This window comes from Pseudaeromonas aegiceratis, assembly GCF_046254905.1.
Lineage (GTDB): Bacteria > Pseudomonadota > Gammaproteobacteria > Enterobacterales > Aeromonadaceae > Pseudaeromonas > Pseudaeromonas aegiceratis.
In genome coordinates this window covers 1,024,679-1,039,901 of the sequence record NZ_CP158016.1, presented here as the reverse complement: position 1 = coordinate 1,039,901, position 15,223 = coordinate 1,024,679, and the positions used below count along the sequence as shown (strand labels likewise).

The 15,223-nt window shown below is 60.0% G+C and carries 15 protein-coding genes; 8 read left to right on the top strand and 7 right to left on the bottom strand.

What is annotated here, in order from left to right:
• Positions 1-182: 182 nt before the first annotated feature.
• Together tal and ABHF91_RS05040 are read left to right on the top strand one after the other, a co-directional pair.
• Positions 183-1,154, top strand: coding sequence for a transaldolase (gene tal / locus ABHF91_RS05045; protein ID WP_409422376.1), 972 nt, complete (start codon positions 183-185; stop codon positions 1,152-1,154).
• A 118-nt stretch (positions 1,155-1,272) separates the two neighbouring features.
• Positions 1,273-1,461 (top strand): DUF3545 family protein, encoded by a 189-nt coding sequence (locus tag ABHF91_RS05040; RefSeq protein WP_409422375.1) that lies wholly within the window; start codon positions 1,273-1,275, stop codon positions 1,459-1,461.
• A gap of 65 nt (positions 1,462-1,526) precedes the next feature.
• Here the strand turns inward: ABHF91_RS05040 and ABHF91_RS05035 are convergent, their stop codons facing one another.
• Positions 1,527-2,072 (bottom strand): hemerythrin domain-containing protein, encoded by a 546-nt coding sequence (locus tag ABHF91_RS05035; protein WP_409422374.1) that lies wholly within the window; start codon positions 2,070-2,072, stop codon positions 1,527-1,529.
• Positions 2,073-2,163: 91 nt separating this feature from the next.
• A complete protein-coding gene (ung, locus tag ABHF91_RS05030) occupies positions 2,164-2,853 on the bottom strand; it encodes a uracil-DNA glycosylase (RefSeq protein WP_409422373.1) in 690 nt (229 codons plus the stop codon).
• Positions 2,854-3,218: 365 nt separating this feature from the next.
• On the opposite strand from ung, the gene grcA reads away from it, so the two are divergent.
• Positions 3,219-3,596 carry an autonomous glycyl radical cofactor GrcA gene (gene grcA, locus ABHF91_RS05025; protein ID WP_409422372.1) on the top strand — a complete coding sequence of 126 codons (378 nt, stop codon included), beginning with the start codon at positions 3,219-3,221 and terminating at the stop codon, positions 3,594-3,596.
• Positions 3,597-3,669: 73 nt separating this feature from the next.
• Here the strand turns inward: grcA and ligA are convergent, their stop codons facing one another.
• Both ligA and zipA read right to left on the bottom strand, forming a co-directional pair.
• On the bottom strand, positions 3,670-5,718 hold the full coding sequence (ligA, locus tag ABHF91_RS05020) for an NAD-dependent DNA ligase LigA (protein WP_409422371.1): 2,049 nt from the start codon (positions 5,716-5,718) through the stop codon (positions 3,670-3,672).
• Between the two features lie 60 nt (positions 5,719-5,778).
• Complete coding sequence (gene zipA / locus ABHF91_RS05015) at positions 5,779-6,597, bottom strand: cell division protein ZipA (RefSeq protein WP_409422370.1); 819 nt, start codon at positions 6,595-6,597, stop codon at positions 5,779-5,781.
• A 227-nt stretch (positions 6,598-6,824) separates the two neighbouring features.
• On the opposite strand from zipA, the gene cysZ reads away from it, so the two are divergent.
• Positions 6,825-7,580, top strand: a complete 756-nt coding sequence (cysZ, locus tag ABHF91_RS05010) for a sulfate transporter CysZ (RefSeq protein ID WP_409422369.1) — start codon at positions 6,825-6,827, stop codon at positions 7,578-7,580.
• Between the two features lie 55 nt (positions 7,581-7,635).
• Here cysZ and ABHF91_RS05005 read toward each other — a convergent pair whose 3' ends face one another.
• Together ABHF91_RS05005 and ABHF91_RS05000 are read right to left on the bottom strand one after the other, a co-directional pair.
• Positions 7,636-8,181: a DUF882 domain-containing protein gene (locus ABHF91_RS05005; protein WP_409422368.1), complete on the bottom strand. Its 546-nt coding sequence runs from the start codon at positions 8,179-8,181 to the stop codon at positions 7,636-7,638.
• A 198-nt stretch (positions 8,182-8,379) separates the two neighbouring features.
• Positions 8,380-9,816, bottom strand: a complete 1,437-nt coding sequence (locus tag ABHF91_RS05000; RefSeq protein ID WP_409422367.1) for a murein L,D-transpeptidase — start codon at positions 9,814-9,816, stop codon at positions 8,380-8,382.
• A 417-nt stretch (positions 9,817-10,233) separates the two neighbouring features.
• On the opposite strand from ABHF91_RS05000, the gene cysK reads away from it, so the two are divergent.
• From cysK to crr, 4 genes are all read left to right on the top strand, one after another.
• Positions 10,234-11,202: a cysteine synthase A gene (gene cysK, locus ABHF91_RS04995; protein ID WP_409422366.1), complete on the top strand. Its 969-nt coding sequence runs from the start codon at positions 10,234-10,236 to the stop codon at positions 11,200-11,202.
• A gap of 375 nt (positions 11,203-11,577) precedes the next feature.
• Positions 11,578-11,835: an HPr family phosphocarrier protein gene (locus ABHF91_RS04990; protein WP_345013686.1), complete on the top strand. Its 258-nt coding sequence runs from the start codon at positions 11,578-11,580 to the stop codon at positions 11,833-11,835.
• A gap of 58 nt (positions 11,836-11,893) precedes the next feature.
• Entirely contained in the window at positions 11,894-13,621 is a 1,728-nt protein-coding gene (ptsI, locus tag ABHF91_RS04985) for a phosphoenolpyruvate-protein phosphotransferase PtsI (RefSeq protein WP_409422365.1), read from the top strand.
• 46 nt (positions 13,622-13,667) lie between these two features.
• Positions 13,668-14,177: a PTS glucose transporter subunit IIA gene (gene crr, locus ABHF91_RS04980; RefSeq protein ID WP_409422364.1), complete on the top strand. Its 510-nt coding sequence runs from the start codon at positions 13,668-13,670 to the stop codon at positions 14,175-14,177.
• A 61-nt stretch (positions 14,178-14,238) separates the two neighbouring features.
• On the opposite strand, the gene tesB is transcribed toward crr, so the two are convergent.
• Complete coding sequence (tesB, locus tag ABHF91_RS04975) at positions 14,239-15,108, bottom strand: acyl-CoA thioesterase II (protein WP_409422363.1); 870 nt, start codon at positions 15,106-15,108, stop codon at positions 14,239-14,241.
• Between the last annotated feature and the right edge of the window lie 115 nt (positions 15,109-15,223).

The window sequence follows — 15,223 nt, the reverse complement described above, 5'->3', positions numbered from 1 at the left end:
GCAAATGAGGGACGCGACTCTATCACAGCGGGCCGTCTCCCGTCTGCCGACCGCCGGGCAAAGCCGTCTGACCGGCGATAAAATCGCTTGCCCCCACCAATTGGTGGGATCGATTTGCTTTATCTGTCAAAGATTCGTTAACTGAGGCCTTCAAGGAAGCCCAGCCCTAAGGATCGCTATCCATGCAAAGCGTATTGACGCAATTACAACAGATGACCACCCTGGTGGCCGACACCGGCGAGGTGGATGCCATCACCCGCCTCAAGCCCCAGGACGCCACCACCAACCCCTCCCTGCTGCTCAAGGCAGCCCAGAGCCCGCGCTGTGCTCCCCTGCTGCAACAGGCGGTGACCTGGGCCCGCCAGCAGGCCGCCGAGGATGACGCTGAGACCCTAGCCCTGGCCTGCGATCAGCTGGCCGTGCTGGTGGGCAGCGAGATACTGGGCCAGATCCCCGGCCGCGTCTCCACCGAGGTGGACGCCCGCCTCTCCTTCGACAGCCAGGCCAGCGTGGCCCGGGCCCGCCGGCTCATCGCCCTGTATCAGGCCGCCGGCATCGACCAGGAACGGGTGCTGATCAAGCTGGCCGCCACCTGGGAGGGGATCCGTGCCGCCGAGGTATTGGAGCGGGACGGCATCCAGTGCAACCTCACCCTGCTGTTCAGCTTCGCCCAGGCCCGGGCCGCCGCCGAAGCCGGCGCCTATCTCATCTCTCCCTTCGTCGGCCGCATCCTCGACTGGTACAAACAGCACCAGCCCCAAGCCGACTATCCCCCGGAGCAGGATCCCGGCGTGCTGTCGGTGCGCCGCATCTACGACTACTTCAAGTCCTACGGCTACCCCACCATAGTGATGGGCGCCAGCTTCCGCAGCGTCGGGCAGATCCTGGCCCTGGCCGGCTGCGATCGCCTGACCATCAGCCCGGCTCTGCTGGATGAGCTGGCCGACCTGGAGCAACCCCTGACCCGCCGCCTGCAGCCCCTGTATCGTGAGCTACCGCGGCCCGAGCCCCTGGGCGAGGCGGCGTTTCGCTGGCAGCTCAATCAGGATGCCATGGCCACCGAAAAACTGGCCGACGGCATCCGGCTGTTCGCCGAGGATCAGGTGCGCCTGGAGCAGTTGTTGCAACCGTACCTGATGGAAAAACCGACCTGATCGAGGCCGTCACATTTCTTTTCCAAGAGTGTCACGAGGCTGTCTTATAGCGATTTTATTCTGCCCAGGAGTGTGTTATATCCCATCTCGATAACTACCCAGCTGTAAAGGAGGAGCCATGGAAAGGTTCGATCTGGATGTTGAAGAAAGCGTAGTTGTTGATAGCGAGTCACGCGGTCGCAGCGCCCCGGCGGGCAAGCGACGTTGGCGGGAAATTGAAACCCTCAAGGAGAAGTTCCGACTGAAGAAGGAGCTCCAGGAGATCGACATGGGGTTCGATGTTCTGGCAGGAGACCTCGATTTCTAAGCAATTAAAAAGCGGAGCCTCTGGCTCCGCTTTTTCTTGCTGCCGAATGCGCCGGCAACAGGGGCTTAGTCGTGGTTATGCTGCAGCCGTTCGAACAGATCCCGATAGCGCTCGGCCACCTGATGGCCGAACAGGGGGTCTTCGGCGCCGGAATTGTGCCAGCTCTGCTCTATGTGCCGCCAGTCGTCTTCGGTGAGGGCCTGACGCAGCAGGGGAAAGACCTCTTTTTCCTCGTAGTCCAGGTGCCGCTGCTGCAGCACGATGAACTGTTCCAGCTTGGCGGCCATCTGATCCAGCGGGATCACCGCATCCATCAGTATCATCTCCACCAACTCCCGCAACTCGGCCCCCGCCGTCACCAGCTGTTGGTGCTCATCCAGCAACTGGGTGGTCATCTCGGGATCCTGGCAGCGGTACTTGAGGTAGTAGTCGTAAATGACATCTTCCTTGGGATGGTGCTGTCGGTCAGACACTTCGCTCAGGTAGCTCAGCACGTCACGCAGCAGGTGGTAGCGCACCGGCTTTTCACTACGAATGGCGAACAGCTTCTCCCGTAACACATCTAGCAGGCGCGCCATATTGACATGTTCTTGGTGCAAACCATCCAGCATGGGGGCTCCTCAAGTTGGTTCTAAATCACCCCGCCAGTATAGCGCCGTTCGCCGCGGGCAGTGCCCCACACGCAGAAAAGCGCAACCTGAGTCACGAAGCCGGCAAGGGGGCCACCTGCCCCGGCAGATGCCAATCGATGGGACTCAATCCCTGGGCCGTCAGCAGGGCATTGGCCTGGGTGAAATGGCCACAGCCGATGAAGCCGCGGTGGGCGGAGAGCGGACTGGGGTGGGGGGCCGTCAGCACATGGTGGCGCTGCCGGTCTATGATGCGCCCCTTCTTCTGGGCATGGGCGCCCCACAGCAAGAAGACGATGCCACTGCGCTGGGCGTCCAGGGCGGCGATCACCCGATCGGTGAAGGTCTCCCAGCCCAGGGCGGCATGGGAGTGAGCCTTGCCCGCCTCCACCGTCAGCACCGTATTGAGCAACAGGACCCCTTGCTGGGCCCAGCTGGCCAAATAGCCATGGTTGGGCACCTGGAAATCCGGCAGATCCCGCGCCAGCTCCTTGTAGATATTCACCAGGGAGGGGGGCGCCGGCACGCCAGGCAGCACGGAAAAGCAGAGGCCATGGGCCTGGTTGGGACCGTGGTAAGGGTCCTGTCCCAGGATCACCACCTTGACCCGATCGAACTCGGTGAACTTGAAGGCGTTAAACACATCCGCCGCCGGCGGGTAGATCACCTTGCCCTGTTCCCGCTCCCGCCGCACATACTCCAGGGTCTCCTGAAAATAGGGCTGGGTCTTTTCTACACCGATTACATCGCGCCAAAGGGTCATAGCAGAGGATTCATCAAGAAAAACAATGGCACACAGAATAGACAGCCTGGTTTACCCAGGCAAGGGGGACGGTCACACTCTTGTTTTGTAGTAAACTTACAAGATTGAAGTCTGTTAACTGTGCCGCAAAATTGATTGAAATCATGAAACTGGAGATTTATTGATTTAGATCAACAAATTTAGCCAATTCCATGGGGGTCATAGGGCTATTGTCTCTTGCGGTACGTTCGTAAATTTACTAATGTAGCATCATAAATACATGATTGATGGCACCCAGGTGCCGCGGTCAACGTCCTGGCGTATGGACCCAGCTGAAGCAAGCTGCAACCGGATGCGCCACCATTCCAATCCATAGGAGCACTATCATGGTTAAGGGTATCCAAATCACTCAAGCGGCTAACGATTCACTGGTCAACTCTTTCTGGCTGCTGGACGATGCCAAGCAAGAGGCGCGCTGCCTGTGTGCCAAGGGTGAATTCAGCGAAGATCAGGTGGTTGCCGTCAACAGCCTGGGCCAGATCGAATACCGTGAAATTCCGGTGAAGATCGAGCCGCAACTCGAAGGTGGTCAACACCTGAACGTCAACGTGCTGCGCCGCGAAACCCTGGAAGATGCCGTGGCCAACCCGGAGAAGTATCCCCAGCTGACCATCCGTGTCTCCGGTTACGCCGTGCGCTTCAACGCCCTGACCCCGGAACAGCAACGGGACGTCATCACCCGCACCTTCACCCAGAGCCTGTAAGGCCGCGGGAAGCCAGCCGGTGCTGCCGCCGGCCCATAAAAAAAGCGCCTGATGGCGCTTTTTTTGTTTCCGCTTACAGCGGCACGCGGCTTGGGTCCGCCAGCCAGCCAAGCAGCGTCGCCTCGTCAAACACGGGGATCCCCAACTCCTGGGCCTTGGCCAACTTGGCGCCCGCCGCCTCGCCGGCCACCACGGCACTGGTCTTGGCGGACACCGAGCCCGCCACCTTGGCCCCCAGCGCCTGCAGCGCCTGCTTGGCCTCATCCCGGCTCATCTGGCTGAGGCTGCCGGTGAGCACCACAGTCTTGCCCGCCAAGGGCTGGGATGCGACCTCCCGCTCGGGCATGGCCGGCCAATGGATCCCAGCACCACCCGACGCGATCGGCTGACACAGGGCCGCCAGCACCTCCTGATTATGCGGCTGCTGAAAGAAGTAATAGACGTGTTTGGCCACCACCTCCCCCACGTCCGCCACCTGCAGCAGCTGCTCCACGCTGGCGGCGGAGATGGCCTCCAGGGTCCGGAAATGCTGCGCCAACCCCAGGGCCGTGGCCTCGCCCACCTCGCGGATACCCAAGGCAAACAGGAAGCGCGGCAGGCTGGTGACACGGGCCTTATCGATGGCTTCCAGCAGCTTGCTGGCGGACTTATCACCCATCCGCTCCAGCCCCAGCAAATCCGCGTGAGTCAGTCGGAACAGATCCGCCGGGTTCTTCACCAACGCCTGCTCCACCAGCTGATCGATGAGCTTCTCCCCCACCCCTTCGATGTCCATGGCCCGGCGGGCCACAAAGTGCAGCAGGGCCTCCTTGCGTTGGGCGGCACAATAGAGCCCCCCGCTGCAGCGGGTCACGGCCTCGCCGGGCAACCGTTCCACCTCGGAGCCACACACGGGGCAGGTCGCCGGGAATTCGATCGGCTGACATGCCGCGGCATCCCGCTGCTCCAGCACCACGGAGACGATCTGGGGGATCACGTCCCCGGCGCGCCGAATGATGACCCGGTCGCCGATCATCAGCCCCAGCCGGGCTATCTCGTCGGCATTGTGCAGGGTGGCGTTGGAGACGGTCACCCCGCCGACGAACACGGGCTCCAGTCGGGCCACAGGGGTGATGGCACCGGTGCGCCCCACCTGGAATTCCACCTCCTTGACCTGGGTGATCTCCTCCTGGGCCGGGAACTTGTGCGCCACCGCCCAACGGGGGGCCCGGGCCACGAACCCCAGCTGGGCCTGTTGCGCCAAGTCGTCCACCTTGAACACCACGCCATCGATCTCGAAGGCCAGGCCATCCCGTCCCGCCAGTATGTCGTCATGATAGGCCTGGCAGCCGGCCGCATCCGTCACGAGACGCACCAGATCGCACACCGGCAGCCCCCAGGTCTTGAGCCGCTGCAGACGCTGGTAGTGGGAGTCTCCCAGCGCATCGGGCTCGCACAGGCCGATGCCGTAGGCGTAGAAGGCCAGGGGGCGGCTGGCGGTGATGGCCGGATCCAGCTGGCGCAGGCTACCGGCGGCCGCATTGCGCGGATTGGCAAACACCTTGCCTCCCTGGGCCAGGGCCTGGGCATTCCAGGCCTCGAAGCCCGCCTTGGGCATGAACACCTCCCCCCGTACCTCTAGGCGCGCAGGCCAGCCCGCGCCTTGCAACTGCAGGGGAATGGCCCGGATGGTGCGCACGTTGAGGGTGATGTCTTCACCGGCGCTGCCGTCGCCCCGGGTCGCCCCCCGCACCAGGCGTCCCGCCTCGTACAGCAGGCTGACCGCCAGGCCATCGAGCTTAGGCTCGGCGCAAAAGGTCAGCGGCGTCAGCGTTCCCAACCGCTCGCCAAGCCGCCGACAAAAGGCACTCAGCCCCTCGTCGTCGAAGATGTTGTCCAGGGACAGCATGGGAATGGCATGGCTGACGGTGGCAAAACCGTCGGTGGGCTTGCCCCCCACCCGCTGGGTGGGCGAGCTGGCATCCTGGTATTCGGGATGCGCAGCCTCCAGGGCGGCCAGCTCACGGAACAGGCGGTCGTACTCCGCATCCGGCAGGGTCGGCGCATCCAGCACGTAATACTCATATTCACAGCGGCTAAGCTGCGCCCTCAGGGCCTGGATGCGAGTTTGAGTGTCGTTCATCTGGTTCTACCAATAAAAAGTGCGGCCTCAAGCCGCACCTAGTTGGACAAGGGAGGCGGCTCAGAGGCCGTCGTAGCTGCGCAGCTGATCGCGATATCGGTTCAGGCTGTCTTCGGTGAGCGGCTGACGTTGCGCGTCGCACAGTAGGCCATCCAGCTCGCTGGCCAGCTTGTCCGCCGCCCGCAGCATGAGCTCGAAGTGGGCCAGACCGCGGCCCTTGGTCGGCAACTGCATGAACAGGGAAATGCCCGGAGTCTGGAAGTTGGCCATGGCATCCGGATTGAAGGTACCTGGCTTGACCATGTTGATCAGGCTAAACAGCACCTCCCCCTGGCCATTCATCTCCAGGTGGCGATGATAGATGGACATCTCGCCATAACAGAAGCCCAGCAGCTTGAGCACCTCGGCCAGCTTGAGACCCGGGATCGACTGCTCGTGGCGGGCCATGACATTGATGACGTACACATCTTGCCATTGGGCATAGGCAGGCTGACGCCATTCGGTGTGATGACTCGGGTGACTGACCTCGGGCTGGGGAGCAGACTCGGCCACCCGGGCGATCACGGGCTCCGCCGCCACCATGGGCGCCACAGGCTCGTCGGCATGCAGGCTCGGCAAGGTCTCATCCACCAGAGGATCCAGCTCGGGCAGCGGCTCACCCCGACGGGAGATGACGCGAACCTTACCAATCCCATCCTGGTCGAACCCGTCCACGTCCTTGGTTCCCTGCGCCAGCTTGGGTTCCTGCATCATCTTGCCCAAGGGTTTTTCCTTGATGGGCATACGACGGTTCTTGCGGCTGGTCCAGAGTCCATGGATCACCAGGGCGGCAATGGCCAAGGCGCCGATGATGACTAATACGATTCGCAAATCCTGCATTGCCGGGTCTCATTCCAATCCAAGGGAGTCCGCGTTCGAGGTGGGCCCGAAACGGGAGTCAGTTGCTACATCTTACTACGTCCGTCTCCGGCTGTCTGGTACGGCCAGAACCCAGCCCATCGCCGGCAGCCCAAGCGGAGCACAGATGTAACAAAACAGTGCTGACTTTACCAAAACCCACGGCTGTTTGTAATATCTGGCAGACAACCAATCTATTGGAAATCAAGATGATCCACAGTCTGTCCCGCCGCAGCGGCCTAGGGTATTTCCTGGCCGGCGCAAAATTGATCACACAGCCCGGCCTGCGCCAGTTCGTATTGTTGCCCTTGCTGGCCAACGTGGTGCTGTTCGCCCTGGCCCTGTGGGCCGCCATCTACCAGATTGGCAACCTGAATCACTGGCTGGAGAATGGGCTGCCCCACTGGCTGAGCTGGCTGAGCTGGTTGTTCTGGCCCTTGGCCATACTGGCGCTCTTGCTGTGTGTGGCCATCCTGTTCGGCACCCTGGCCAATTGGATTGCCGCCCCCTTCAATGGCCTGTTGGCCGAGCGGGTGGAGCAGCACCTCACTGGCCAGGCCCTGCCGGATACCAGCCTGAAGGCCCTGGTCAAAGACTTGCCACGGATCTTCAAACGGGAGTGGCTGAAATTTAAGTACTACCTGCCCAAGGCGTTGGGCTGTTTGGTGCTGTTTTTCATCCCGGTCCTCGGACAGACCCTGGCCCCGGTACTTTGGTTCCTGTTCGGCGCCTGGATGATGAGCATCCAGTATTGCGATTACCCCTTCGATAACCACAAGATCCCGTTTAGTACCATGCGCCAGGCCCTGGGCCAGCAACGAGTCAGCTCGCTGGGCTTTGGTGCCGTGGTCACCCTGTTTACCACCATTCCCCTGCTCAACCTGGTGGTGATGCCCATCGCCGTGTGCGGCGCCACCGTCATGTGGGTGGAGCAACATAGGGAGACGCTGCTGGGAGATAGGTGAGACCCCAACCCAACAAAAAAGGCGCCCACGGCGCCTTTTTTCATCGAGCTGGCAGTTACCAGTGACGAACCTGCCCCGTGTCCACGTGGACGAATCCGGAACGGGGATAATACCCAACCCCACCGGCCTTCAGGGACAAGGCCGCCTGCCGAACCCGCGCCAGGTTGAACCCTGGGATGGCCAGATCGATGGCCTGCCCCGTCATGTGCAGGCTCTTCTTGGCCACGCCCTTGCTACGGCTGCGCAGCATGGCGTTGGTATGGGGAGAACGATAGCCGCAGATCACGTGAATTTCCCGAGCGGCACCCAGCTTGCGCTGTAGCTCGAACAGCTGATCGAACAACTTGGGATCTATGTTGTGCAGCTGATTGGCGCGGTAATCCCGCATCAGATGGTTGAACTCTTTTAAGGTACCACGATCGTACTGGCCGTTTTCCCAATAGGCCGCACTGACCCGCTCACCGGTATGGGGATTGTACAGGCGCAACTTGCGCACCGGGGCCGTCTGACTGGCCAGGGCACTCACCGGCAGCAGGCTGGTTGCCAACAGGCAACCGGCGCCCAACAACAGGCGCCGTCTACTGATATCACACTGTTCCATTCCTTTCCGCCCCTTGCCAGAACCTCAAAAACCGGCCATCGCGCCAACCGATGACCCGCAGGCAACGGGGGGAAAATCACAGGTTAGGGGGGGGATGTCAAACCTTTCCTAGCAGACAAATCTCAATTGGCCCCCAAAATCAGCATAAATTGTTATTTTTTTGCGCTGACTCACAAGCAACAGGCTCCGCTTGAGACGCTAGCTCTTCTGTATCGCCAACAGGCTGGCCATCACCTTGTCATCCCCCATACGGGCGGCGGCATCGAAGCCATAGATATCATCCCGAAATTGCAGCTGCCCCTCATCGTCCAGCCAGCTGCGCCAGTAGACGGTGAACACCGGCACGGGCTTGCTCAGCGGTAACCACTTGGTGGTCGACTCCTCCAACAGGGTGCCCAGCCGTTCATCGGTCCAATGGGAACCCTCCAGCAGCAGGTGGGCCAGTTCAGCCGCCTGCTCCACCCGCACGCAGCCGGAGCTGATGGCCCGGCTATCCTTGTTGAACAGTCGCGGTGCCGAGGTGGAGTGCAGGTAGATGTCGTCGTTATTGGGCAGATAGAACTTGTAACGCCCCAGGGCATTGTGATCCCCTGGCCGTTGCCGCAGCTGATAGGGGAAGCCGGCGGCCAGGGCGTGTTCCCAGGGGATGCTCTCCGGCGCAACCTGTGCCCCCTCGTAATCGATGACATCAAACTGCTCCTTCTCCAGATAGGCGGGGTCGCGGGCCAGCTTGGGGACTATGTCCTTCTTGAGGATGCTGCGCGGCACATGCCAGGCCGGATTCACCACCACGCTGGCAATTTTGCTGGAGAGGATGGGCGTCTGGCGTTTGACCTGACCGACGATGACCCGACTGGTCATCAGCGGCTGGCCATCCTGCAACAGACGCAAACGGTATTCCGGCAGGTTGACCAGGATGTAACGGGGGTAATCCAATGGCCCCATATCCCGCCGCAGCAGGGTGCGCGCCAGGATCACCGCCCGCTCCTGGGGTTTGACGTTGAGCCAGAACCAGGTGTGATTCCCCACCACCCCATCCACCGCCAGGCCGTGGCGCCGCTGGAATGCCTTCACCGCCGCCACTGTGGCGGCATCATAGAGAATGTCCTGATCGGCCGCGGCCAGATCCCCGGTACGGGCCAGCAGATGCTTGAGTTGGGGCACCAGGGTGTCCGCTTCATCCGGATGCAGCGTCTTACCGGCGGTCACCGGCCAGCTGCCTTGCCGCGCCATATCCAGCAGACGCAACAGTTGGCTACGGATGGTTTGGTAGTTGGCGACCTGAGGGCGGACCCCAGCCAGCAAACCGGTCAACCGACCGGCCTGCTGTGCCTCCCGATACTCGGCCAGATCCGCGGGCTGCACCTGCAGATCAAGCCCGTGCAACTCCAGCCGCTCACGGCGTTGCCAGGAGATCCCGTGCCATTGCCGGCGAAACTGAGCCATCACGCCATAGAGGTTGGCATACCATTGGGCATCCAGTCCGTGTTGTCCCGCCACCAGCTGCAGCCACAGCTTGTTGAACCTGGGGTGCACATCCGCCAGGGCCAGCTCAAGCAGTTGCTGCGCCAGTTCCTCGCGCTCCGCCAGCGCAGGTAACCGGGCGGACACTGCCGACTGGACGCCCGGCGCCACAGCGGCCACCTCGCCCCCCGCAGCCCAGCCTGAGCACGACATCATCACAGGAAGCACAAAGCAGGTCAGGGACCGCATCCAAACACGCATCTTGAGTTCTCCATCTCAGCCGCCCATCCCCGTCACAGGGATGGATTAGCGCTATTGTGCCCTCGGCGGCGCCGTTTCTCCATGCTGATAGCATCAGCGCCGACAAATCCTTGTTAGGCATTGAATACAAAATGAAAGCGAAGGCCTGAGCCTGCGCCGATTGCCGGAACATGCTGAGTCAATTGAGCCTTCAAGGCAAGCCGGCACGGCAGTAACCGGCATAGCATCCAATCACATATTGATATAACAAAAAGTCACTTCCTCTTGAGGTTTTTATGATTAATCTAAAACCACTATCTACCGACGAGATGAAAGGGACAGCGAGTCATGAGCAAGATCTACGAAGACAACTCCTTGACCATAGGCCACACCCCCCTGGTCAAACTCCACCGCGTCAGCAAGGGCCGGGTATTGGCCAAGGTCGAAAGCCGTAACCCCAGTTTCAGCGTCAAGTGCCGCATCGGTGCCAACATGATTTGGGACGCCGAGAAGAAGGGACTGCTGGGCCCAGGCAAGGAAATCATCGAGCCCACCAGTGGCAACACCGGCATCGCGCTGGCCTTCGTGGCAGCCTCTCGCGGTTACCCCATCACCCTGACCATGCCGGCCTCCATGAGCCTGGAACGCCGCAAGCTGCTCAAGGCGCTGGGCGCCAACCTGGTGCTGACCGAAGCCGCCCTGGGCATGAAGGGCGCCGTGGCCAAGGCAGAAGAGATCCGCGATGCCAACCCTGAGCGCTACTTGTTGCTGCAACAGTTTGAAAATCCGGCCAACCCGGAGATCCACGTCAAGACCACGGGCCCGGAAATCTGGGAAGACACCGACGGCGAGGTCGATGTGGTGGTGGCCGGTGTGGGTACCGGCGGTACCATCACCGGGATCTCCCGCTACATCAAGCAGATCCAGGGCAAGGCCATCACCAGCGTGGCGGTGGAACCCAAGGAATCTCCCGTGATCAGCCAGAAGCTGGCCGGGGAAGAGATCAAGCCTGGTCCGCACAAGATCCAAGGGATTGGCGCCGGTTTTATCCCTGGTAATCTGGACTTGAGCCTGCTGGATCGTGTCGAGCAGGTGGCCAGTGATGATGCCATCGCCATGGCCCGCCGCCTGATGGAAGAAGAAGGCATCCTGGCCGGCATCAGTTCAGGTGCCGCCGTGGTGGCCGCCAATAAGATCGCAGAGCTACCTGAGTTCGCCGACAAGACCATAGTGGTGATACTGCCCAGCTCCGGCGAGCGGTATCTCTCCACCGCCCTGTTCCAGGGGATCTTCTCCGAACAGGAAAATCAGCAGTAAGCCGAACTGTGCAATTACATCGCAAAGAGAGCGCCCTGGTCGGCGCTCTTTTTTATTTTTGAACTAGTCTCTTAGGAGAAAAAAACGAGCAAAAATCGCGGTCGCAAACCGGGGTTCGAGCATAAAACTGAACCAAGCTGAATCTAGCGTATCAAAAAGTAACTACCGGCTATTTTTTGTTGCAAACGGGGGGGCGGTGCTTTTGCCGCTGGGGTTGGCAGGGCATAATCCCGAGCTACTGGCGGGTTGATCACCACCTACTACTCTACAAATCGCACAGATCAACCCAGACACCAGACTCGCTTTTTAACGCAACGCTGTCGTGGTGAAGGCACTATCCACCACGATTGTCATCATCAACATTGGGGTGAACAAATGTTTGAGAAATCTGTCGTCATTACTGCTGAAAACGGTCTCCACACTCGTCCGGCTGCCCAGTTCGTCAAGGAAGCCAAAGAGTTCCAAAGTGACATCAACGTCATCAGCGGCGGCAAGTCTGCTAGCGCCAAGAGCCTGTTCAAACTGCAGACCCTGGGCCTGACCAAGGGCACCAACGTCACCATCCAGGCTGACGGTCCCGACGCCCAGAAAGCCGTTGAGAAGCTGGTTGCCCTGATGGCTGAGCTGGAATAATTCCAGCTCTTCCCTTATCTCGTCCTTTGTCGTTGTTCTCAATCTAGCAGGTACGGCTATGATCACTGGTATCTTGGCATCGCCAGGCATCGCATTTGCGAAGGCACTTCTTCTCAAAGAAGATGAAATCGTTATCAACCAAACCCCTATCACTGCCGATCAAATCGACAGTGAAGTGGCGCGTTTCTACGATGCCCGCACTAAATCCTCCCAGCAACTGCACGCCATCAAAGAGATGGCCGGCAAAACCTTCGGTGAAGAGAAGGAAGCCATCTTCGAAGGGCACATCATGCTGCTCGAAGATGAAGAGCTGGAAGGGGATATCCTTTCCCTGATCCGGGATGAGCTGTTCAGCACGGACAAGGCCGTCCACCAAGTGATCGAGCAGTACGCGGCGATGATGGCCGAGCTGGATGATCCCTATCTGCGCGAGCGGGCCACCGATTTCCGTGATATCGGCACGCGTCTGGTTAAGAATGCCCTGGGCATGGACATCGTCAACCTCAGCACCATAGATGAAGAAGTCATCCTGGTTGCCAAGGATCTGACCCCGTCCGAAACCGCCCAGATCAACCTCAACTTTGTACGTGGTTTCGTCACCGATATCGGTGGTCGCACCTCTCACACCTCCATCATGGCGCGTTCCCTGGAGCTGCCGGCCATCGTGGGCACCAACAATGTGACCGAGCTGGTGAAGACCGGTGACTTCCTGGTGCTGGATGCCTTGCACAACAAGGTGTACATCAACCCGTCCGAGGAAGAGCAGGCCAAGCTGAAGTCTGCCCAGCAACAGTATCTCGACGAGAAGGCTGAACTGGCCAAGCTGCGGGAACTGCCGGCCGTGACGCTGGATGGTCATCGGGTGGAGGTCTGCTCCAACATAGGTACCATCAAGGACATGGATGGCGCCCATCGCAATGGCGCCGAAGGTGTCGGCCTGTACCGTACCGAATTCCTGTTCATGGACCGGGATGCCCTGCCCACCGAAGAAGAGCAGTATCAGGCCTATAAGGAAGTGGCAGAATCCATGCCGGATCATCCCATCATTGTCCGTACCATGGACATCGGGGGTGACAAGGAACTGCCCTACATGAAGTTCCCCAAGGAGATGAACCCCTTCCTGGGCTGGCGTGCCGTGCGGATCTTCTTTGACCGCAAGGACATCATGCACACCCAGCTGCGGGCCATACTGCGCGCCTCTGCCTTCGGCAAGCTGCGCATCATGTTCCCCATGATCATCTCAGTGGAAGAGCTGCGTGCCCTGAAGCAGGAAATTGCCGAGCTGAAGGAAGAGCTGCGCACCCAAGGCCATGCCTTCGATGAAAACATCGAAGTGGGCGTGATGATCGAAACGCCGGCCGCCGCCATCATCGCCAATCACCTGGCGAAGGAAGCCGACTTCTTCTCCATCGGCACCAACGACCTGACCCAGTACACGCTGGCAGTGGACCGGGGTAACGAGCTGATCTCCGGCCTGTACAACCCCCTGTCACCGTCTGTGCTGAACCTGATCAAGCAAGTCATCGATGCCTCCCACGCCCAAGGCAAGTGGACCGGCATGTGTGGCGAGCTGGCTGGCGATGACAGAGCGACCCTGCTGCTGCTGGGCATGGGGCTGGACGAGTTCTCCATGAGTGCCATGTCAATCCCGCGCGTGAAGCAGATCATCCGCAACAGCAACTATGCTGAGGTGAAGGCCATGGCCGAACAGGCGCTGGCCAGTGCCACCATTGCGGAAGTAGAAGCCGCGATTGACAACTTTGTTAAGCGTAAGGCTGTCTGTTAATATCTTCGGATAAACAGCTAAAAAACAACTCTCAGGAGCAAAAGCCATGGGTTTGTTCGACAAACTGAAAAAACTGGTGTCCGACGACAGCAATGACAACGGCGGCATCGAAATCTTCGCACCTCTGTCCGGCGAAATCGTCCCCATCGAAGACGTACCGGATGTGGTATTTGCCGAGAAGATCGTCGGTGATGGCATCGCCATCAAGCCGGCAGGCAATAAGATGGTTGCCCCCTGTGACGGCACCATCGGCAAGATTTTCGAGACCAACCATGCCTTCTCTATCGAGTCTGATACCGGCATCGAGCTGTTTGTTCACTTCGGTATCGACACCGTTGAGCTGAAGGGCGAAGGTTTCAACCGTATCGCCGCCGAAGGTCAGCAAGTGAAGAAGGGCGACACCATCATCGAGTTCGATCTGGCGGTGCTGGAAGCCAAGGCCAAGTCCACCCTGACCCCGGTGGTCATCTCCAACATGGATGACATCAAGGTCCTGACCAAGCTGAGCGGCGCGGTCACCGTGGGTGAAACTCCGGTCATGCGCATCAAGAAGTAAGCCCAGCTTGCGATAGAAAAAGCTCGCCGATTGGCGAGCTTTTTTATTGCCTAATGTTCGCTCAAGCGCCCGATGGACGCTGGCGAACCACGCCCTCCTGGATGGTCGAGGCCACCAGGCGCCCATCCTGGGTAAAGAACTGGCCACGCACCAGACCTCGCCCACCGCTGGTGGTGGGACACTCCACCGCATACAGCAGCCAGTCATCCAGCCGGAAGTCGCGATGAAACCACATGGCGTGATCTATGGTGGCCACCTGCAGACCCGGCGTGAAGAAGCTCAGGCCATGGGGTTGTAACGCCGTCGGCAGAAAGTTGAAATCCGAGGCATAGGCCAGCAGATAGCGATGGATTGCCGGATCATCGGGCATCTGGCCGTTGGCCTTGAACCAGACATAGCGTTTGCCCTCACAGGGGGCAGCCTTGAGCGGGTTGATGAAGGTCACCGGCCGCATCTCAATGGGCTTCTCGGACAGAAACTTGTCATGCAGTGCATCGGGAATATGCGCCTTCAGGGCATGGATCCACTCCAGCTCCGAGGTCAGCCCCTCGGGACCCGCCACCTGGGGCATGGGATCCTGATGCTCCAGGCCCGGCTCCTCCACCTGAAACGAGGCGGTGAGATAGAAGATGGGCTTGCCATGCTGGATCGCCTCCACCCGCCGGGTGGAGACCGTCTGGCCATCGCGAATATGCTCCACCTCGTAGAGGATGGGCTGCCCCACATCCCCGGGACGCAGGAAGTAACAATGCAATGAGTGAACACTGCGCTCCGGCGCCACCGTCTGATGGGCGGCCGAGAGGGCCTGCCCCATCACCTGACCACCGAACACGGCGCCAAAGCCCAGATCCTGGCTCTGGCCGCGAAAATGACCGGCCTCGATAGGCTCCAAGGCCAACTGGGCGAGCAAATCGTGAAGGACATGACTCATAAAAAAATCTCAGCGATAAAGAGTTCCATCAGGGTAACAAAGGCCATGCCTGAACCACAGCCCAAAAACAAAACGCCGCTCTAAAAGAGCGGCGTTTTTAGTTAGCTGACGAACC

Excerpts from the sequence above, each read along its gene's own strand:
- ABHF91_RS05040 (WP_409422375.1), top strand. The coding sequence starts at position 1,273 with ATGGAAAGGTTCGATCTGGATGTTGAAGAAAGCGTAGTTGTTGATAGC.
- cysZ (WP_409422369.1), top strand. The coding sequence starts at position 6,825 with ATGATCCACAGTCTGTCCCGCCGCAGCGGCCTAGGGTATTTCCTGGCC.
- ptsI (WP_409422365.1), top strand. The coding sequence starts at position 11,894 with ATGATCACTGGTATCTTGGCATCGCCAGGCATCGCATTTGCGAAGGCA.
- tesB (WP_409422363.1), bottom strand. The coding sequence starts at position 15,108 with ATGAGTCATGTCCTTCACGATTTGCTCGCCCAGTTGGCCTTGGAGCCT.
- grcA (WP_409422372.1), top strand. The coding sequence starts at position 3,219 with ATGGTTAAGGGTATCCAAATCACTCAAGCGGCTAACGATTCACTGGTC.
- zipA (WP_409422370.1), bottom strand. The coding sequence starts at position 6,597 with ATGCAGGATTTGCGAATCGTATTAGTCATCATCGGCGCCTTGGCCATT.
- crr (WP_409422364.1), top strand. The coding sequence starts at position 13,668 with ATGGGTTTGTTCGACAAACTGAAAAAACTGGTGTCCGACGACAGCAAT.
- ung (WP_409422373.1), bottom strand. The coding sequence starts at position 2,853 with ATGACCCTTTGGCGCGATGTAATCGGTGTAGAAAAGACCCAGCCCTAT.
- cysK (WP_409422366.1), top strand. The coding sequence starts at position 10,234 with ATGAGCAAGATCTACGAAGACAACTCCTTGACCATAGGCCACACCCCC.
- ABHF91_RS05005 (WP_409422368.1), bottom strand. The coding sequence starts at position 8,181 with ATGGAACAGTGTGATATCAGTAGACGGCGCCTGTTGTTGGGCGCCGGT.
- tal (WP_409422376.1), top strand. The coding sequence starts at position 183 with ATGCAAAGCGTATTGACGCAATTACAACAGATGACCACCCTGGTGGCC.
- ligA (WP_409422371.1), bottom strand. The coding sequence starts at position 5,718 with ATGAACGACACTCAAACTCGCATCCAGGCCCTGAGGGCGCAGCTTAGC.
- ABHF91_RS05035 (WP_409422374.1), bottom strand. The coding sequence starts at position 2,072 with ATGCTGGATGGTTTGCACCAAGAACATGTCAATATGGCGCGCCTGCTA.
- ABHF91_RS04990 (WP_345013686.1), top strand. The coding sequence starts at position 11,578 with ATGTTTGAGAAATCTGTCGTCATTACTGCTGAAAACGGTCTCCACACT.